The sequence below is a fragment of the Anaerosporobacter mobilis DSM 15930 genome (assembly GCF_900142955.1).
GTDB lineage: Bacteria > Bacillota > Clostridia > Lachnospirales > Lachnospiraceae > Anaerosporobacter > Anaerosporobacter mobilis.
The window spans coordinates 54,039-73,361 of record NZ_FRCP01000022.1 but is presented as its reverse complement, the minus strand read 5'-3'; the positions used below and the strand labels follow the sequence as shown (position 1 = coordinate 73,361).

General features: G+C 34.3%; 18 protein-coding genes. 13 read left to right on the top strand and 5 right to left on the bottom strand.

Features of this window, described 5'->3' with window-relative positions:
* Positions 1-33: 33 nt before the first annotated feature.
* A complete protein-coding gene (locus BUB90_RS19580) occupies positions 34-378 on the top strand; it encodes a phenylpyruvate tautomerase MIF-related protein (RefSeq protein ID WP_073290607.1) in 345 nt (114 codons plus the stop codon).
* Positions 379-461: 83 nt separating this feature from the next.
* On the opposite strand, the gene BUB90_RS19575 is transcribed toward BUB90_RS19580, so the two are convergent.
* Positions 462-917 carry a putative ABC transporter permease gene (locus BUB90_RS19575; RefSeq protein WP_330393814.1) on the bottom strand — a complete coding sequence of 152 codons (456 nt, stop codon included), beginning with the start codon at positions 915-917 and terminating at the stop codon, positions 462-464.
* Between the two features lie 126 nt (positions 918-1,043).
* On the opposite strand from BUB90_RS19575, the gene BUB90_RS19570 reads away from it, so the two are divergent.
* From BUB90_RS19570 to BUB90_RS19525, 10 genes are all read left to right on the top strand, one after another.
* Positions 1,044-2,246 carry a class I SAM-dependent rRNA methyltransferase gene (locus BUB90_RS19570; protein ID WP_073290605.1) on the top strand — a complete coding sequence of 401 codons (1,203 nt, stop codon included), beginning with the start codon at positions 1,044-1,046 and terminating at the stop codon, positions 2,244-2,246.
* Positions 2,247-2,363: 117 nt separating this feature from the next.
* On the top strand, positions 2,364-3,707 hold the full coding sequence (locus BUB90_RS19565; protein WP_073290603.1) for a bifunctional folylpolyglutamate synthase/dihydrofolate synthase: 1,344 nt from the start codon (positions 2,364-2,366) through the stop codon (positions 3,705-3,707).
* A gap of 246 nt (positions 3,708-3,953) precedes the next feature.
* Positions 3,954-4,511: a hypothetical protein gene (locus BUB90_RS19560; protein ID WP_073290601.1), complete on the top strand. Its 558-nt coding sequence runs from the start codon at positions 3,954-3,956 to the stop codon at positions 4,509-4,511.
* A gap of 114 nt (positions 4,512-4,625) precedes the next feature.
* The gene (locus tag BUB90_RS19555) at positions 4,626-5,762 is read left to right on the top strand and encodes a bifunctional chorismate mutase/prephenate dehydratase (RefSeq protein WP_073290599.1); all 1,137 of its coding nucleotides are present in this window, start codon (positions 4,626-4,628) and stop codon (positions 5,760-5,762) included.
* A 47-nt stretch (positions 5,763-5,809) separates the two neighbouring features.
* Positions 5,810-6,289 carry a methylglyoxal synthase gene (locus BUB90_RS19550; RefSeq protein ID WP_073290597.1) on the top strand — a complete coding sequence of 160 codons (480 nt, stop codon included), beginning with the start codon at positions 5,810-5,812 and terminating at the stop codon, positions 6,287-6,289.
* A 257-nt stretch (positions 6,290-6,546) separates the two neighbouring features.
* Positions 6,547-7,938: a S1C family serine protease gene (locus BUB90_RS19545; protein ID WP_073290595.1), complete on the top strand. Its 1,392-nt coding sequence runs from the start codon at positions 6,547-6,549 to the stop codon at positions 7,936-7,938.
* A 255-nt stretch (positions 7,939-8,193) separates the two neighbouring features.
* Entirely contained in the window at positions 8,194-8,640 is a 447-nt protein-coding gene (locus BUB90_RS19540; protein ID WP_073290593.1) for a hypothetical protein, read from the top strand.
* A gap of 21 nt (positions 8,641-8,661) precedes the next feature.
* Positions 8,662-9,213 carry an ECF transporter S component gene (locus BUB90_RS19535; protein ID WP_073290591.1) on the top strand — a complete coding sequence of 184 codons (552 nt, stop codon included), beginning with the start codon at positions 8,662-8,664 and terminating at the stop codon, positions 9,211-9,213.
* The gene (locus BUB90_RS19530; protein WP_073290589.1) at positions 9,200-9,805 is read left to right on the top strand and encodes a hypothetical protein; all 606 of its coding nucleotides are present in this window, start codon (positions 9,200-9,202) and stop codon (positions 9,803-9,805) included. Before BUB90_RS19535 ends, BUB90_RS19530 begins: the two co-directional genes overlap by 14 nt.
* Before the next feature lie 91 nt (positions 9,806-9,896).
* Positions 9,897-10,892: an ABC transporter substrate-binding protein gene (locus BUB90_RS19525; protein ID WP_084139386.1), complete on the top strand. Its 996-nt coding sequence runs from the start codon at positions 9,897-9,899 to the stop codon at positions 10,890-10,892.
* A gap of 276 nt (positions 10,893-11,168) precedes the next feature.
* On the opposite strand, the gene BUB90_RS19520 is transcribed toward BUB90_RS19525, so the two are convergent.
* Both BUB90_RS19520 and pcrA read right to left on the bottom strand, forming a co-directional pair.
* Positions 11,169-11,483, bottom strand: coding sequence for a hypothetical protein (locus BUB90_RS19520; protein WP_073290587.1), 315 nt, complete (start codon positions 11,481-11,483; stop codon positions 11,169-11,171).
* Between the two features lie 172 nt (positions 11,484-11,655).
* Positions 11,656-14,019 (bottom strand): DNA helicase PcrA, encoded by a 2,364-nt coding sequence (pcrA, locus tag BUB90_RS19515; RefSeq protein WP_073290585.1) that lies wholly within the window; start codon positions 14,017-14,019, stop codon positions 11,656-11,658.
* A gap of 214 nt (positions 14,020-14,233) precedes the next feature.
* Between pcrA and BUB90_RS19510 the strand changes: the two genes are divergently transcribed.
* Complete coding sequence (locus BUB90_RS19510; protein ID WP_073290670.1) at positions 14,234-14,866, top strand: DUF1836 domain-containing protein; 633 nt, start codon at positions 14,234-14,236, stop codon at positions 14,864-14,866.
* Positions 14,867-14,951: 85 nt separating this feature from the next.
* Here the strand turns inward: BUB90_RS19510 and BUB90_RS19505 are convergent, their stop codons facing one another.
* On the bottom strand, positions 14,952-15,272 hold the full coding sequence (locus BUB90_RS19505) for a YerC/YecD family TrpR-related protein (RefSeq protein ID WP_073290583.1): 321 nt from the start codon (positions 15,270-15,272) through the stop codon (positions 14,952-14,954).
* 181 nt (positions 15,273-15,453) lie between these two features.
* A complete protein-coding gene (locus BUB90_RS19500) occupies positions 15,454-16,167 on the bottom strand; it encodes a phosphatase (RefSeq protein WP_073290581.1) in 714 nt (237 codons plus the stop codon).
* A 285-nt stretch (positions 16,168-16,452) separates the two neighbouring features.
* Here BUB90_RS19500 and BUB90_RS19495 point away from each other — a divergent pair, with 285 nt between their 5' ends.
* On the top strand, positions 16,453-19,308 hold the full coding sequence (locus BUB90_RS19495) for an EAL domain-containing protein (protein ID WP_073290580.1): 2,856 nt from the start codon (positions 16,453-16,455) through the stop codon (positions 19,306-19,308).
* Positions 19,309-19,323 lie beyond the last annotated feature (15 nt).

Genomic DNA, 19,323 nt, shown 5'->3' with positions numbered 1-19,323 from the left:
TTAAGCAATTGAAAAGGAAAGGAAGAATAAATCATGCCATTTATTAATTCAAAAGTGTCTGTATCGCTTACAGATGAACAAAAGGAAGAGTTGAAATCGGAACTAGGGAAGGCAATCACCTTAATACCTGGAAAAAGTGAAAGCTGGTTGATGCTTGGATTTGAAGACAATTACAGTTTGTATTTTAAAGGGGAGGCTTTTGAGAAAATCGCTTTTGTAGAAGTTAAGATCTTCGGTAATACCACATCAGAGGCTTATGATAAGTTGACTACGGCAATTTGTGATATATTCAACAAAGTTGTTGGAGTAGATAAGGACAAGATCTATGTCAAATATGAAGAAGTTAGTCATTGGGGCTATAATGGATTTAACTTCTAATACTTAATAGCAATCAATAGGGAAGTACACAGTGTTTAATTAACTGTTTACTTCCCTATTTTTGAACTTTGTTAGTAATAATACTATAAGATTGGTTTCTTACGTAGAAGTATTTTCTCAAAGAATAAGCCCATAATAAACCATAGTGGAGCATAGTCAAATCGAATAACACCTTTTAAATTAAATTTTGCTTTGCTATAATCCCAAGGACACGCTTTGTACTTCTTAAGTAATTCTCCTGTACAGAATTCCGTAATGAAGATACAGACTGTATAGATCCCTCCTCGTATTAACGTGTTCGTATTCTTCAGTAGCTTGCAAACTGGTGTTAGGAAAGCAGCTGCACCATAGATTGGAAACATCCATATGGATGTGTGGCAGGTTAGTTCAGGGTCCTTATGCGAACGAATAGAATGAAGTCCAGTAAAGCCACATTCCATACACCAACCTAATAGACCACATGTAATAAAATTAGTAAATAGATTTTTCTTCATGTATCTAGTATTTGGAGAAGAGTTAGGAATATTCTTAATGAGCAAAGGTGATTACATCCATATTTGGAGTGAGCTGAGAAAAGAAAGTAGTAATGCAAAACGCATTGTGATATAATCATGTAGAGTTTACAGAAAGGAATTATGCAAAAGTCAGACTGCATAGAAGAATAGATGGAAAGAGCAATAGTTAAATTAAGAAAAGGCGAAGGAAGAACAATCAAAGCAGGTGGAATGTGGGTTTTTGATAATGAAATCGACAAGATTACTGGTGAGTTTGAGAATGGGGATTTAGTATACGTACATGATTTTGATGACTATTTCATGGGGATAGGATTCATTAATACAAATTCTAAGATTACGGTACGTTTACTTTCAAGAAAAAAAGGCCAAGAAATCGATGCTGCATTCATTACTATGCGAGTAAAGAATGCTTGGGAATATCGCAAGAAAACCGTTGATACAAGTAGTTGTCGTGTGATTTTTGGTGAAGCGGATTTTCTACCAGGAATCGTTATTGACAAATTCTCAGATGTTTTAGTAGTGCAATCATTAGCTTTAGGTATTGACCGTCTCAAGTTGCAAATCGTTGAAGATTTAATTGCATGCATGGAAGAAGATGGAATTACTATACGTGGTGTATACGAACGTAGCGATGCCAAAGTACGTACGAATGAAGGTATGGAGAGAATAAAAGGATTTATCGGAGAACCATTTGACACGAAAGTTGAAATCGTAGAAAATGGCGTTCGTTATATGGTTGATGTTGAAGAAGGACAAAAAACTGGATTCTTCCTAGATCAGAAATACAATCGTAAAGCAATTCATAAATTATGTAAAGGAGCGAAAGTTCTTGATTGTTTCACACATACAGGTTCCTTTGCTTTGAACGCAGGAATTGCTGGTGCGGCCAGTGTTCTAGGCGTTGATGCTTCTGATCTTGGTTGCAAGCAAGCAACGGAGAATGCTGAACTTAATGGGTTACAAGATACGGTTAAGTTCTTATGTGCAGATGTATTCGATTTATTACCAGAATTAGAGGACAAGGGTGAAAAATTCGATGTTGTAATACTTGATCCACCAGCTTTCACGAAATCAAGAAATTCAGTAAAAAATGCAGTAAAAGGATATAGAGAAATCAATCTTCGTGCAATGAAGCTCATTAAAGATGGTGGTTACCTTGCAACTTGTTCTTGTTCTCACTTTATGACGCCTGAATTATTCACAGAGACAATTGGACAAGCAGCTAGAAATGTGCACAAACGTCTTCGTCAAGTAGAATATAGAACACAAGCACCAGATCACCCAATCTTATGGGCAGCAGATGAATCGTACTACCTAAAATTCTATATTTTCCAAGTATGTGATGAAAAATAATAAAGCTTATTAGACATATACGAAACTCTTCTTCATACCTAACAAAATGGTTTGTCTTTAGGTATGAAGGAGAGTTTCTCAATTATATAAACAGTTTATAAGGAAAGAGGGGTACAAATGAATTATTATGATTCTATGAGATACATGGATGAAGTAGCTAAGTTTGGTAGCGTACTTGGTTTAGAGTCAATAACAGAATTGCTAAAACGTCTTGGTAATCCACAAGATCGATTACAATTTGTGCATATAGCAGGTACTAATGGAAAGGGGTCTACAGCTGCATATGTAGCTAATATTATGGCTGTGGCTGGGTACAGAATTGGTAGATATATATCACCAACGATTCGTTGTTATTGTGAGCGGATACAGATTACTAGTAAGGCTAAGTCGTCCAGTGTGGAAACAATATATATAACGGAAGAAGCTGTTGCAAGGCACATAACACGTATAGCTGATGTATGTGATGAGATGGCGTTAGATGGCTTTCCCCATCCTACACCTTTTGAGATCGAGACAGCGATGTGCTTTCTTGAATTCATAGAGCAAGACTGCGATTTAGTTGTATTGGAAGTTGGCATGGGAGGACGATTAGATGCTACGAATATAATTAAGAATACAAGAGTAGCCACCCTTACATCAATTAGTATGGATCATATGCAGTTCTTAGGAGATACTTTAGCCCAAATTGCATATGAGAAAGCAGGAATTGTGAAAGAAGATTGTAAGGTTGTATCATATAAACAACAACCAGAGGCTATGGAAGTTATTGAATCGGTATGTATAGAAAAAGAAGCAGAGCTATTGATAACGAATTTTGATGCAATACAGAATATAAATTATGGTATTGATAAAACTGTGTTTGATTTTGCAATAGAAAAGAATAATTTTCAAAATTGTAATACACTAAAGAATCTTAAGATTCACCTATTAGGCAAGATGCAAGTTAAGAATGCGGCGGTAGCGATTAATACTGTATTAATGCTTAAGAATATTGGTTATGAAGTAACAGTTGAAAGCATATATGATGGACTAGATGTAACAAGCTGGAATGGGCGTTTTGAAAAGATTCATGATAATCCTACAATAATTCTTGATGGGGCGCACAATGAAGATGCCGCGTATGCTTTGCTAGAAGCACTTGAACTATATTTCCCTAGACAAGAATGTATCTATGTAATGGGGGTACTGGCAGACAAAGAGTATGAAAAGGTATTAGCGATAACTGCAGAGAAAGCAAAGTCAATCTATACCATAACGCCTAAGAATGCAAGGGGGTTAGATGCAGAATCTCTTGCAAGGTGTGCAACGCATTATTGTGCTAATGTGAAGGTTACTAGTTCAGTGAAAGAAGCATTACAGTTAGCTATAGAAGAATCAGACAAAGGTAATAAAGAAAAGACACCAATAATCGTATTTGGTTCCCTATCTTTTCATGAAGAGGTGTATTCAGTGTTAAAGTAAGGAACTCAAACTTCGCACTTGAAGTTTCCCTAGAGTAGCTAACTGCAATTTGTTTCATATTATAACTATAAAAACAGTTGATAGTTGTAAAAGATCACGAACTAATTCAGAAGAACCGATTTCTACGTTATTTTTTTCCTTATTATGGCCGATATCTAGAACAAAGGGTGAAAGAATATAAGCTATATACGTTAATCTTTCAGCTAAACTTAATAATAGGGTTTGTATAAAGGATAGGGTGAGAGTATGTTTATCAGTAACACAATGAATGCATTGAATATGTTTAAAGAGCAGCAAATGAAGTTAGATAAGCAGAACGAAAGTAAGAAAAGTTCTTTTCAATTGGATTCCATTCTTAATAAAGAGGAAGATCCAGAGAGAGTACAAGCAAGGCTGAAGAGTATCCGTGCCAAATTATCATTAGGGAAGAAACTTACAGCAGCAGAATTAGAATATCTACGTCAACATGATCCGGTGTTATATATGAAGGCAATCAAGATTGAGATGAGCCGTAAGATGATGAGAGAACAGATAAAAAACAGTAAAACGAAAGATGAGGTACAACGTGTAGTATCGAGTCATATGTCAGGAGTACGAGGTACGAATGAAGATTCTCAGATGGAACAAGCTGCGATTGCTGATGAATCTGCCAAGGCTATGAAAAGCAAGCGATACATTGAATTACCTACAGCTAAGGAGAAGCGTAAAGAGGAAGAAGAGGAAAAACATAGTTCTACTTATACGAAGAAGAAGAAACACCAGGTTGAACAAAACCATGGAGACAGATTTACTTGCAAAATTTAATACGTTACTTGCAAATAGTGGATTGACTGGTATATAATAATCATGAATGAATAGTTATCAATTCTATAAGATTTAGGAATAGATCAGAGTATAAGGCATAACATGGAGGTCCCAATGGTAGATTTACTGAAGAGTAGAGAAGATATAGACCGCATAGATAGGCAAATTATTTCCTTGCTAGAAGAACGTATGGACATAGCAAAGAATGTTGCGGAGTATAAGATTAGTGTAGGTAAGAAAGTGTATGACAAACAACGGGAAGATGAGAAATTAGAAACGTTAGGTTCTTTAGCCAGCAATGAATTTAATAAGCATGCTGCTCAGGAGCTATTCACACAGATTATGTCCATCAGTCGTAAATTACAATACACATTAGTAAAAACAGAGAGTGTTTCAAAATCTTTTGAGGCGATAGATAAACTACCAATTACGGCAGACACCAAGGTCGTATTCTTTGGTCAAGAAGGCACATATACACAACAATGTATGGAGGATTATTTTGGAACCGATATTGACAGCTTTAACGAATTAACATTCCGTAAGGTAATGGAAGCCGTTAAAGAAGGTAGAGCAGATTATGGAGTTCTTCCAATTGAGAATTCGTCAACAGGTGGAATTTCGGACATCTATGACTTATTACTAGAATATGATAATTATATAGTAGGAGAACATGTTGTTCAGATTCAGAATGCACTACTTGGTTTAGAAGGTGCAACAATAGAGAATCTGAAAACCGTTTATTCCCACCCACAGCCATTAATGCAGTGTGCGAAGTTCTTAGAAGAACATGATTATATTGAGAAGAAAGAATATCTAAGTACCGCGGCTAGTGCTAAGAAAGTTATGGAAGATGGGGACATTACACAAGCAGCTATTGGTAGTAAGAAGGCAGCGGGGTGTTATGGATTGAAGATTCTAAAAGATTCCATTAATTTTGATAATACCAATTGTACAAGATTTATTATAATAGCAAACCAGAAGATTTTTCTTAAGGATGCGAACAAAGTTAGCATCTGTTTTGAATTACCACATAAGAGTGGTACCTTATATAATATGTTATCTCATTTTATATATAATAATTTAAATATGGTAAAGATTGAATCAAGACCAATTAACGGAAAGAATTTTGAGTACCGATTCTTTGTGGATGTTGAAGGAAATCTTTGCGATGCAGGGGTTATTAATGCGCTTCGAGGTATTAAAGAAGAGGCATCATCTGTTCGGGTGTTGGGTAACATAAAAAAAGAATAGACTGTAGATAAAATAGTAACAATAATAGTACAGATAGGAGAAAATATATGATTAAAGACGATTTTATTAATTTCACAATTGGAAAACAAAAACACATTGCATTAATTGCACATGATAGTAAGAAAGCAGAACTAGTAGATTGGGTTATGCAACATAGAGAGGTTTTAGAGAATCACATCTTATGTGGTACGGGTACAACGGCACGTTTAATCGCTGACAAAGTTAATCTACCTGTTAAAGGATACAACAGTGGACCACTTGGAGGTGACCAACAGATTGGTTCAAGAATTGTAGAAGGAAACATTGATTTTGTCGTATTCTTCTGGGATCCATTAGCTGCTCAACCACATGATCCAGACGTGAAAGCGCTTCTACGTATAGCAGTTGTATATGATATCCCAATTGCAAACAACCGTGCAACTGCAGATTTCATGCTTACTTCGACATTCATGAATACAGAATATGAAAGAAAAGTTGAAAACTTCAACAAGACAATGGAAGCAAGATTAGAAAGTTTTAAAAAATAAATAAGATAATATTCTAGTGTCATATATAAAAGGGTTTTGTGAAATCTAATATGGATTTTACAAAACCCTTTTATTGTAAAATTTTGTGTGTGAACACAATGTTATCACAATGTGTTCACAATTTCTTCAAAAGGCAATCACAAATTGAACATAATTTCTTGCTAAACTATATTCATCAAAGGAAATCAATTATAACTATTAGTTGAAAAACAACGAATAGTCAAATAGAACAGGTATAGTGAAAGGAGAAAATTATTATGAATAATGGAATGAATAATAATCAAGAAAATATGGAGAATTACGAAAACTTATACAGTTATCAACCAACTATCGATACAACTATAGTGGAAGAAACAATACAAGATACAAAGAGAAAAAGAAAAATACCAGGTTTTGTAAAAGTTCCAGTTGCAGCAATAGCCTTCGGTGTTATTGCATCTCTAAGTTTTCAGGCAGTACAAGGAGGATTTTCTTCTACAAATGGGTCTGGTCAAAAATTTGAGACAAACCTAAATATTGACTCAGGTACAGCATCAGATGCAGGAGTACAGAAAGTTACAACAGATTCTTCTACATCAAACGGTGCAACCGATGTATCTCAAGTAGTAGAGAATGTAATGCCTTCAATCGTATCTATTGATAGTACTTCAGTCATACAACAACAAGATATGTTCGGTAGAGTTTATAACCAAGAAGCCACAGGTAGTGGTTCAGGAATTATCATTGGACAGAATGATAAAGAAGTTTTAGTCGTTACAAATAATCACGTGGTATCAGGGGCTAAAACGGTAGAAGTTACATTCAGCGATGAATCGAAAGCCAATGCGGAAGTAAAAGGTACTGATTCAGGCGCAGACCTTGCCGTAATTTCAATACCGTTATCTAGTTTAACTGAGGATACAAAGAATACAATTCGTGTTGCAACATTAGGTGATTCTGATAACGTTAAAGTTGGTGAGATGGCTATCGCTATTGGTAATGCACTTGGTTACGGACAATCTGTAACTGTAGGTTATATCAGCGCGAAAGATCGTGAAGTTGCAACTGAAGATTATACAATGAAATTGTTACAAACAGATGCTGCAATCAATCCTGGTAACAGTGGTGGCGCTTTACTTGATTCACAAGGACGTGTAATTGGTATTAACTCCGTAAAATACGCTTCAGAAAAAGTAGAAAGCATGGGATATGCAATTCCTATAACTTATGCAGTTCCAATTATTAATGACTTAATGAGTAAAGTAGATATATCCGAAGAAGAACAGGCATACTTGGGTATTACTGGTCAAGATGTAACAAGTACAATCTCTGAAAGATACGGAATGCCAATTGGTGTTTATGTTGGTCAAGTAAGTGAGAAATCTCCTGCGAGTGAAGCTGGTCTTCACAGTGGTGATGTCATTACATCATTCAATAAAAGAGAAGTTAAATCAATGTCACAATTATCAGAACTACTAAGTAATAGAAAAGCTGGAGAAAAAGTAGAAATTGTAGTTAATAGATTAATCGATGGAAGCTATCAAGAGAAGACACTTAGCGTTAAATTAGGTAGTAAGAGTGAAGCATCAAGTAGCCAATCCTCAAACCAAAGTAGCTCAGATGAAAGTCAAGTACAGGATAGTCAAGTACAACCAGGTAATGGTAGATAAATATAGGAAAATTAAATAATGTATATGGAAGCATCTCTGAGTGAGTTAAAAGTAATTAACCCAGAGGTGCTTTTTATGAATACAAGACTAGTAAAAAGGTATAGAATAAAGGGAAAGCTAACAATAATTCCCAACTAACTAGGCTTAAAATTGCCAAACACCAGTTAGTATAGTATAATAAGAAATCGTGGAATGATATTATTTTTGACGGTTATATATAAAATTAAGAAAACAAAAGAAAAATGGAGGTTTGTAATGGGAATTTTGAATTCAGAACTTAATTATGATTTAGTTTTAACAGATTTGAGCAAAAGTTGCATGAGTGAAGAGGTTTGTGGTACTTGTAGTCATAATGATTGTATTATTGGATATGCCAAAAAATGTATTACACAATGTTTTAAGGAAGAGAATACATATGTGGTAAATGGAGCACAACAAATTCCACTTACAGATTTTAAAGTTTTCGATACAGAACATTTAGAAGAGGCAATTGCTCATATTTTAAAGCAATGTAAATCGTGTAAAGAGAATCATTTTGATAATTGTGTCATTAATATTATTAGAAATTGTTATGAGATTGGCTTGTTTGGAGAAATACAGAATTATGAAGGTAGTGCATTCCGCTATTTAAATCAGATTCATAATTCGCATCCTGAAATTGCAAATTCTATTATTAGCTTTTTCCATGAGACAGAAGATTAAAACAGATAACGGAGGATTGAAATGATACAGAAGAATAAAACAATAAAATTGGTTTTAACTGCATTCTTTATCGCATTAGGTCTTGTCTTACCTTTTGTGACGATGCAGATTCCAAGCATAGGTAATATGCTTTTACCGATGCATATTCCTATTATCTTATGTGGCTTCCTATGTGGCGGGCCTTATGGTTTGATTGCGGGGTTCATCGTTCCGCTACTGAGAAGTGTGCTGTTTGGAACGCCACCAATGATGCCAATCGCGGTTGCAATGTCGATGGAGTTAGCTACATATGGCCTTGTTATTGGATTGTTATACCACAAATTAAGTGATAAAAGATGGGGAATCTATATATCCTTAATCATTGCTATGTTTGCCGGCAGAGTTGTATGGGGAATTACATCCTTTGGATTATTCCGTGCACTTGGTAACACATTTACATGGAAGATTTTCTTGGTACAAGCATTTGTAAATGCAATTCCAGGGATTATAATCCAGTTAATATTCATTCCACTTATTGTATATCAACTACGAAGAGTGCAGCAGTCGGAGGGAATGAGCAATGGAAGAGCATAGACTAATGATGAAAGAGGCTTGCGTCAAGAGATTTGCTGCGGCAAGGGAAGCAATTAATAGGGTCTTAGAAGCTTCGGATAGAGAAACAATACTCATAGCTATTGATGGAAAATGTGCGAGCGGTAAGACAACATTAGGATATTATCTAAAAGATATCTATGATTGCAATCTCTTCCATCTAGATGACTTCTTTTTACAAGGATATCAAAGGACAGAAGAAAGACTTGCACAAATTGGAGGAAATGTAGATTATGAAAGATTCCAAACAGAGGTTATGGGACCCGTACTTAGTGGAACGGATGTAATCTATCGACCTTATAGTTGTATGGAAGGTAAAATCAAAGAGGAAATTCTTATTAAGAAACATCGGTTAAATATAATGGAAGGATCATATAGCCTGCATCCATATTTTAATGACCCATATGATGTGAAGATTTTTATGAATATCAGCGAGAAAGATCAGGTTGATAACATAAGAAAGAGAAACGGTGAAGAGAAATTGCAACGATTTATTACTGAATGGATTCCGAAAGAAAATAGATATTTTGAAATATTTCATATAGCAGATGGTTGTATTTGCATAGAATGGTAAAACAATTAAAAAGGAATTAAGGAGTCGGCCATGCACAGAGGTTATATATAAAGAATATAGTATTACATGTAAAATATGCAAGGAGATTCTTATGAAAAGGAGACTAACAGCAATTGTACTGGTACTCCTTATGGTAATGACCTCATTGGTTGGCTGTAAGAAAGACAGTAAACTTACAAAGATAACATTAAACGAAGTTGCACATTCTATCTTCTATGCGCCTCAGTATGTAGCTCTTGAACTTGGATACTTCAAAGACGAGGGATTAGATGTAGAATTAGTAACAGGATTTGGTGCTGATAAAACTATGACAGCAGTATTATCTGGGGAAGCAGAAATAGGCTTCATGGGTTCTGAATCTTCAATATACGTGTATAATGAGGGCGCAGATGATTATGTTGTTAATTTTGCTCAATTAACACAACGTGCAGGTAATTTCTTAGTTGCTAGAGAAGCAAACGATAACTTCAAATGGACGGATTTAGTTGGTAAGACAGTTATCGGAGGACGTGCAGGTGGTATGCCTCAGATGGTTCTTGAGTATATTCTGAAGAAAAATGGTCTTGATCCTACGAAGGATTTAACAATTATTCAGAATATTGACTTTGGATTAACAGCAGAAGCATTCTCAACTGGAACGGGTGATTATACCGTAGAATTCGAACCAGCTGCAACTGCACTTGAGATGGAAGGAAAAGGCCATGTAGTGGATTCCCTTGGTGTAGAGAGTGGTAAAGTACCTTATACCGCTTATTCAGCTAAGAAGAGCTATATCGAGAAGAATCCTGAAATCATTCAAAAATTCACAAATGCTATTCAAAAAGGTCTTGATTATGTTAACACACACACACCAAAAGAAATTGCAAAAGTTATAAAACCTCAATTTAAAGAGACAGAAGATGAAAAAATAGTATCAATTATTAAGAGATATTATGATCAAGGAACTTGGAAAGACAATACCGTGTTTGAGGAAGCAAGTTTTGATTTATTACAAGACATTCTTCTTGAAGCTGGCGTAATTGATGGTAAAGTTCCATATGCAGACCTAGTAACTACTGATTATTCTAACAAAGCAATTGAGCGATAATAAAATGATAGAGTTTCAAAACAAGGATATCGCACTAAGTAAGTAGCAAGCTTAGTGTGGTATCTGTATTTTTTGCCTAATGGGTATACTATAGATAAGTTATAAAAACATCGCTATTATTGTTGTAGTTATTACAACAGTAATATCCCCAATCTTACTTAAGATAGCCTTTAGGGAAGCATAAAAAATAACTCCAATCACTTAGTTAGTGATTGGAGTTATTTATATATATTGCTATTAAACTACTTAATATTACGGTAACGATTCAGTTACCAATTATTTTTCTTCTAATTCTTCTTCGAAGTTTTCTGAATCTTCTTGCACTGCTTCTTCAGAGTCTTCTTCAATTTCAAAAGAATCATCTTCAAAATCATCTTCATAATCGTCATCGAAGTCTTCATCAAAGTCTTCTAGATAATCAGGTGTACAACGTTTGTAAATAGCATAAACGACAGCAGCGATAGCAGCTACAGCAGCAATAATGGCTACTACACATAATGCTTTATTTTTTTTCTTTTCTTGAATTTGCTTTCTAGAGATAAGGTCATTTAGTTTTACAGCACTTAGTAATTCTTCGATTTTGTTATTCATACGTACACATCCTTTCTTTTCGTACTAATCAAACGGTTTGTCTGACTAGTTGATATCCATATTATTATACCACGAAAGTTTATATTTTACTATAGTATTGAATTATTTAATAAATTAACGTAAAAATATATAATATATAATCAGACAAAACTAAAACCCAAAACTATACTTTCTATAGTTTCTGTAATTTTGCAAAAGAGGCCTTCATCTTTTTGGTACCTAATGTATCAAAATCCACACTTACTACATAATCATCACCTTGTTTTACCATCTCAGATACAATTCCAACACCGAACTTGATATGTTTAACGGTATCACCTACGCCATAATCAATAACAGCAGGTGATGGTTTGATTTTATCGAAAGTAGTAGGACCAAGTTTACTTGAACCACCAAAGCCTTTTGTGATAAATGGATTATTCGCAAAGACATCTTTCCCGTCCGATTGCGTATTCTCTTGAGGTGTCCAGGTGCCGCCTTTTTGTGTTGAACCGCTTCCGTAATAAGGAGTCTTAGCGGGAGAACCACCAAATTGGGAAGACGAATTACCTCCAGCACTATAACGATTACCCGAAGAGGAGGATTGGCTTAATAAATAGCGTGGTATCTCGCCTATAAAACGGGAAGGACGATTGAATTGTGTTTCGCCTCTGACCATACGTTGTCTAGCCGCACTAAGATACAATCTCTTCATTGCACGAGTGATCCCTACATAACAAAGGCGACGTTCTTCTTCAATGTCTGTAGGATCATCAGAATTGATACACATATAACTTGGGAAGATTCCTTCTTCCATTCCACATAAGTATACATAAGGGAATTCAAGACCTTTTGCTGAATGAAGTGTCATTAAAACAACAACATTATTAGAATCTTCTAAATTATCAATATCTGCAACTAATGCAACTTCTTCTAAGAAACCACTCAAGCTAGGTTCTTCTTCCGTTGTCTTTTCATAAGAAACCACTTTATTAATTAATTCGTTAATATTTTCAATTCTTCCTTGTGCTTCTTCGGTATCCTCCGCTTCAAGTTCGCTTAGATAACCAGTTGCTTCTAAAACCTCATTAATTAAATCCTCTAGGGAATACGCTGGATTTGCCATCTTTGACTTTAGGACTTCAATTAAACTAACAAATGGGGAGATCTTTGAAGTACCACGTCCTAAGCCTGGAATAGACTCAGCATGTTTTAATGCTTCGTAGAAACTCATTCCATTCCATATTGCATAATCAGTTACGCGGTCAATGGTGGTTAAGCCAATTCCACGACGTGGTATATTAATGATACGTTTTACCGCGATATCATCAAGACCATTATCTATTGTTTTAAGGTATGCTAAGATATCTTTGATTTCTTTTCTTTGATAAAAGTTAGTACCGCCAACAATTTTATAAGGAATATTACGAAGAATTAATTTCTCTTCGAATATACGGGACTGTGCATTGGTACGATATAGAATGGCAAATTCGTTATAGTCGTGGCCATCGTTTAGTATTAAGTTATACATATCTGAAACAATTTCATTGGCTTCTTCATATTCTGTATCAAATTGTGTAAAGGATAAGGGTTCGCCCTCACCATTATCTGTCCATAGACGCTTGTCCTTACGCCCAAGATTATTATGGATTACTTCGTTTGCTGCATCTAGAATAGTGCTTGTGGAACGGTAGTTTTGTTCAAGTTTGATTACCTTAGTTGAAGGAAATTGCTTTTCAAAGTTAAGTATATTGTAGATATTGGCACCACGGAATTTGTAGATGGATTGGTCATCATCTCCAACGACACATAGGTTATTCTCAATTATTCCATCTTCGTTTCGTCTAGAAGCTAAAGTACTAATTAGTTTAAACTGTACTGTGTTGGTATCTTGATATTCATCAACCATGATATATTTGAATCGTTTTTGATAATATTCAAGAGCATCAGTGTGGTTTTCGAATAGTTCCACTGTTTTGAAAATCAAATCGTCAAAGTCGAGAGCATTGTTTTGTTTCAAACGTTTTTGATATTCTTTATAAACGCTAGCATATTTACTTTTGGTTAAGTCGCCCTGTGATTCACGTTCATATCTCTCTGGTGTAATTAACTCATTTTTCGCTGCTGAGATAGCGCTTAATAAGGAGCGTTCCTTGTAGGTTTTTGTATCGATGTTAAGATATTTACACACATCACGGATTAAGGTCTTTTGGTCATCTGTATCATATATAGTAAAGTTCTTATCATAACCAAGACAATCGATATATCGACGAAGGATACGTACACAGGTTGAATGGAACGTACTAACCCAGATATTCTCAGACCCATATCCAACTATGTTATCAACCCTTTCACGCATCTCTTTAGCAGCTTTGTTTGTGAAGGTAATGGCTAATATGTTCCATGGATTAACATCAAGTTCATCAATTAAGTATGCAATTCGATGGGTAAGAACTCTTGTCTTTCCTGAACCAGCACCTGCTAATATAAGCAAGGGTCCTTTATTGTGTTTAACAGCTTCTAACTGCTGAGGATTAAGTGTATCATAAATACTCATAATGAATACCGCCTATCTTTATAAAATGGTAAAATCGGTAACTGATAAGTTACAAACATATGTTTATATTATAGCATTATCTATATTAGGTTACAACTCATATTCAAACTTAATTTGATATAGATATTGTTATTTAGTACTTGTTATCTAGTATCAAATACTATATAATATATACAACGAGGTGATAAAATTGGATATATCTAGAGATGAATATATGAATAAATTATTAAATGATATCAAAAAAATTGATTACATTAAGGCAGAGGACATACCGAATATAGAGTTATATATGGATCAGGTTACTACGTATATGGACAAGCATCTTAAGTCAAACATACGTGATAAAGATGATAAGATGTTAACCAAAACGATGATTAACAACTACACTAAGAATAATCTATTACCCCCACCGAACAAGAAGAAATATACGAAAGAACATATGATATTATTAATATTTATATATTATTATAAGAATATTCTCTCAATAACGGATATCCAGAATATATTGAATCCTTTAACAGAGATGTATTATCAGTCTGATATGGGAATTGACTTAGAGGACATCTACAGTGAAGTGTTCAACCTTGAAAAAGAACATATTGATTTACTAGTGAAAGATGTGATGAAGAAGTATACAAGGTCGAAATCTACTTTTGAAAAAGCACCAGAAGAAGAGAAGGATTTTCTATCGACATTCTCCATGATTTGTATGCTAAGTTTTGATGTGTATGTAAAGAAGGCCATTATTGAGAGATTAATTGATTCGATAAATGTTAATCAGGATGAAGATAAGCCTAAGAAGAAAAAAGAAAAAGAAGCTGAAAAAGCTTCTCCTAAAAAAGAATAGATTATATAGAATGACATATAAAAAACATATAGAAAAAGAACGTTAGGAGGTTGTCCCACCTAACGTTCTTTTTCTATATGTCATTCTATTGTTCAGAATCTGTAGATTCATCTTCGAATAATTCTCCTAAACGGGAGAAGACCATATCGTAACCATCGTTTCCGTAGTTGAGGGAACGATTCACTCTGCTGATGGTAGCGGTTGAAGCACCAGTTTTCTCTGCAATTTCAAGATATGTTTTATGTTGACGAAGCATCTTCGCAACTTCAAATCTTTGAGAGAGAGATAATAGTTCATTCACTGTGCATACGTCTTCAAAGAATGTATAACATTCTTCGTTATCTTTAAGACTTAGAATTGCTTCAAACAAATAATCTACAGCAGTGGTTCTAATCTTCTTACTCATTCCTTACGCTCCTTTTTTGAAATATATAATATTTTACCACGATAAAGTTATAAAGTAAAGAGGGAAACGTAAGGATGTTATAGAAACTATTCCTGTAAGTTATATCGAAATGTCACACACTTTGGAAATACTCTGATATTTATTAAAAATACAGATGTATTTACTGAAAATAGCGCATAACTTATTTGTTTGATAGGAAATGTTTGAATTTATCAACGGAAGTATTTATTATAAGTTCTTCTGGAAAATTCGTCTCAGCTAGTAATGGATCAATGAATATGGTATTACCAATATCGGATGAGATATGAGCATCACTGTTTAAGCAAACAGGTACATCATATTGCTTACAGAGATTTAGAATTGTAATATCGTTCTCCCTTGCATTTTGACGGAATCCTTTTGGATTCAAGGAACTGTTATTGATTTCAATAAGGACATGGTTTTTCTTTGCTGCAAGTACTAATTGTTCATAATCAATAGGAAAACGGGAATCATCTGGATGCCCAATTACATTGATATGTGGATTTTCCATAGCTTTGATCAATGCATTGGTATTCTGCGCCATTGTTCCGGGTGCAAGGCAAGGAGTATGAAGACTTGCAATGGCATAATCGAGACCTTTAAGAGTCTCTTCATCTAAGTCTAGTTCCCCGTTATAACCAATAACATTTACTTCTGAACCAAGCATAAGTTCTAAATCCCCGTATTGTCTTTCGACTACCTTTAGATTATGGAAGTAGAATAAGTGACAAGTTCCAGGCATCGCAATGGCATGATCGGATACTCCTAATAATTTAAGTCCTTTTTCCTTTGCTGTATGGATCATCTCTTGCAAAGTATTATAGGCATGTCCACTTGCTATTGTATGTGTATGAATATCTAATTCGTATTTCATAGTATTATCCTTTCTGTGTGTAAGTTAGTGGCGTCAATGATAGAAATTCACGTTTTACTATCTATTTTATTGAATGAAAAATTACCTCTGATAGATGAAGTTTGTCTATATTAACTGTGATTCATTATATACCAATAGAAAAATGGAAACAAGGGGTTAGTATATAAGGTTTCTATTATGACTTGGTAAAAATATAATGAAATAATAAGGAAGATAATATATAATATAAGAGAAAGAAGTATAATATTGTATTTTATTCTGATTATCAGTTTAGGAGGAGTACATATGAAACAAAAGAGTCGGTTGTTTTTTTTGTTACTTATTATCACTTGCATTATACCTATTCATTCGCTAGGAAAAGAGCGCAAAACAATAAAAATTGGTTATATTGATTACGCTAGATTTATAGAAGAAGAAGCTACTGATGAGTATTCAGGTTATGGTGTTGCGTATCTTGAAGAGATATCAAAGTATACGAACTGGAATTATGAATATGTATATGATACTTGGGAAAATTGTTTACAAAAACTTGAGGATGGGGAAATAGATTTCTTATGCAACGCTCAGTATTCAAAAGAACGAGATGAGAAGTTTGACTTTTCAAAGTATTCCTGCGGTAAGGAGTATGGTGTTTTATTAGTGAAATCGGATAACAAGACATTTTATTATAATGATATACAAGCGTTTAATAATTGTGATATCGGTTTCCTAAAAGGCAGCTTTCAGAATAATGAATTTGCAGATTATGCAAAAAAGATGGGCTTTCAATATAATAATAAGGAATATGATACAGATGAGTTGATGCAGAATGCGTTGCAGGCCGGTGAAATCGATGCAATGGTTGCAGGGAGCCTTTCATGGAAAGATACATTTCGAATGGTTGCAAAATTCAGTGTAGATCCGTTTTATTTTATGACAAAAGAAGGAAACGAAGAGTTACTTGAACCATTAGATGATGCAATGAAGCAGATACAATGTAATAATCCTTACTTTGAGATGCAGTTATATGAGGAATACTATGGAACGAGTGTTACATCAACGCAGCCATTATTCACGAAAAGTGAAATGTCCTATATAAATGATACGGAAAATTTGAGAGTTGCATATCTAAAAGATTGGTACCCATATTCTTATTATAATGAAAAAGGAGAGGCAGCAGGTGCATTGATTCAATTATGTAAACGAATAGAGAAGCTGTCAGGTTTACAATTTACATATTATCCTTATGATTCTTTAGAAGATATGAATAGGGATATGGATACTGGGAAAATTGATCTAATATCGGTAATCCCCAATATAAAACAACAATTATCGAACAGGAATATAAACATTACATCGCCCTATTTTACAAATCAGGTAATGTTATTGAGTGTGAAAGAATACATTCATCAAACAAAGGACTTGAATCTTGTAGCAGTTAAGTCTATGAAACATCTTAGTAATTATTTTTATAAACAATTTCAAGTACGCCATATCCTTTGGGCAGATACACTAGAAGATTGTATAGAGGCAATAGAAAAAAAGACAGCAGATTTTGCAGTAATTGATTATTATAATGTTAACAAAGCTTTACGTAACAGTGGAGACGAAGAAATCTTAGTTAATCAAATGGCTAATGCTAAGATTGAAATTACTATGGGAGTACCAAGCGATGCAGATAGTCGACTTATAGGGATCATTAATAATTGCATTCAGTATTTGTCTCCGATGGATTCGTGTGAAACTATTAATATGGAACTTAGCAATCAACATTCCGTATTTAGCCTATCCGCCTTCTTACGTGAGTACAGTAAGATGATTTTAGTTGTTGCACTACTGTCATTATTCGTAATTGTTGTACTGATTATCATTCTACAAAGGTTGTACAGACGAATAGTCGCGTTTGATAAATTAACAGGCTGCTACAATAAACTACATTTTGAAAAACTTGTTCCAAAAATCTTAGCAGAGCAGGAGAATAAACAATACTACATCATGGTATTCGATATCTATCGGTTCAAGTATTTTATCCAGTATTATGGTAGAAAAGTAGGAGATGACTTATTGCAAACTATTATAAGTAAAGTACGAACTTTATTAATAAAGGATGAGATTATTTCCAGGATATCCGATGATGAGTTTGCAATATTAATTGAGAACACAAACTATATTAAGTTAATCCAAGAAATATATTATTTCTTAGATGAAGCAAGGCTAGAATATAAGCTAGATATTCCAATTACTATGAATTTCGGATTATATCAAATTGAGAATCGTAAGGAAGCTGTTGCTAACATGATTGATAAGGCCATCTTGGCACGAAAAGTGGATAAAGATAAAAGACATTCCTTATACGTAATCTATACGGACGAGATGGAGGAAAAGCTAATACTTGAAACACGGATAGAAGAAGAGATGAAGAAAGCCCTAAATGATAAGGAATTTAAAGTATTCTATCAGCCTAAAGTAGATCTTAAGACGAAAAAGCTAGTTGGCGCAGAGGCATTGATTCGTTGGGTAAAGCCAGATGAAACTATGATATTTCCAGATCAGTTCATACCTGTTTTTGAGCGAAATGGATTCATTGAGGAGTTGGATTACTATGTGCTTAATGAAGTCTCAGAGTATATAGTGAATAGAGTTAAGAATGATTTACCTACATTCCCAATTTCGGTAAATCAATCTAGATATCTCTTCTCAAATCCTCAATATGTAGATAATATATTTGCAATAATGAAGAATACGGGAGTAGATGGGCAACTAATTGAATTAGAAGTAACAGAAACTTTCTATATTGAGAATCATACTCGTCTGGTTCGAGTTGTAAATCAACTAAAAGAATGCAACATTAAGATTGCAATTGATGACTTTGGTAGCGGATATTCTTCATTAAATCTACTTACTGAGATGCCAGCGGATATACTTAAGATCGACAGAGAATTCTTAACAGATTCTGAAAAATCACAAGCGAAAAGAGATGTTATAGAAAACGTGGTTGAGCTAGCACATAAGCTTAATATGAAAGTAGTTTGTGAAGGTGTGGAGACAATAGAGCAAGAGAAATTCTTAGAGAATATATCTTGTGACATAGCACAAGGATATTATTATTCTAAACCAATATCAATCAAGGAATTTGCTGTGTATGTTGAGAATCATATATAAAGATCACGGAGGAAA

Coding starts and splice junctions, on each gene's coding strand:
- BUB90_RS19565 (WP_073290603.1), top strand. CDS start 2,364: ATGAATTATTATGATTCTATGAGATACATGGATGAAGTAGCTAAGTTT.
- BUB90_RS19570 (WP_073290605.1), top strand. CDS start 1,044: ATGGAAAGAGCAATAGTTAAATTAAGAAAAGGCGAAGGAAGAACAATC.
- BUB90_RS19510 (WP_073290670.1), top strand. CDS start 14,234: ATGAATAAATTATTAAATGATATCAAAAAAATTGATTACATTAAGGCA.
- BUB90_RS19520 (WP_073290587.1), bottom strand. CDS start 11,483: ATGAATAACAAAATCGAAGAATTACTAAGTGCTGTAAAACTAAATGAC.
- BUB90_RS19555 (WP_073290599.1), top strand. CDS start 4,626: ATGGTAGATTTACTGAAGAGTAGAGAAGATATAGACCGCATAGATAGG.
- BUB90_RS19530 (WP_073290589.1), top strand. CDS start 9,200: ATGGAAGAGCATAGACTAATGATGAAAGAGGCTTGCGTCAAGAGATTT.
- BUB90_RS19535 (WP_073290591.1), top strand. CDS start 8,662: ATGATACAGAAGAATAAAACAATAAAATTGGTTTTAACTGCATTCTTT.
- BUB90_RS19560 (WP_073290601.1), top strand. CDS start 3,954: ATGTTTATCAGTAACACAATGAATGCATTGAATATGTTTAAAGAGCAG.
- BUB90_RS19580 (WP_073290607.1), top strand. CDS start 34: ATGCCATTTATTAATTCAAAAGTGTCTGTATCGCTTACAGATGAACAA.
- BUB90_RS19505 (WP_073290583.1), bottom strand. CDS start 15,272: ATGAGTAAGAAGATTAGAACCACTGCTGTAGATTATTTGTTTGAAGCA.
- BUB90_RS19550 (WP_073290597.1), top strand. CDS start 5,810: ATGATTAAAGACGATTTTATTAATTTCACAATTGGAAAACAAAAACAC.
- BUB90_RS19500 (WP_073290581.1), bottom strand. CDS start 16,167: ATGAAATACGAATTAGATATTCATACACATACAATAGCAAGTGGACAT.
- BUB90_RS19495 (WP_073290580.1), top strand. CDS start 16,453: ATGAAACAAAAGAGTCGGTTGTTTTTTTTGTTACTTATTATCACTTGC.
- BUB90_RS19525 (WP_084139386.1), top strand. CDS start 9,897: ATGAAAAGGAGACTAACAGCAATTGTACTGGTACTCCTTATGGTAATG.
- BUB90_RS19545 (WP_073290595.1), top strand. CDS start 6,547: ATGAATAATGGAATGAATAATAATCAAGAAAATATGGAGAATTACGAA.
- pcrA (WP_073290585.1), bottom strand. CDS start 14,019: ATGAGTATTTATGATACACTTAATCCTCAGCAGTTAGAAGCTGTTAAA.
- BUB90_RS19540 (WP_073290593.1), top strand. CDS start 8,194: ATGGGAATTTTGAATTCAGAACTTAATTATGATTTAGTTTTAACAGAT.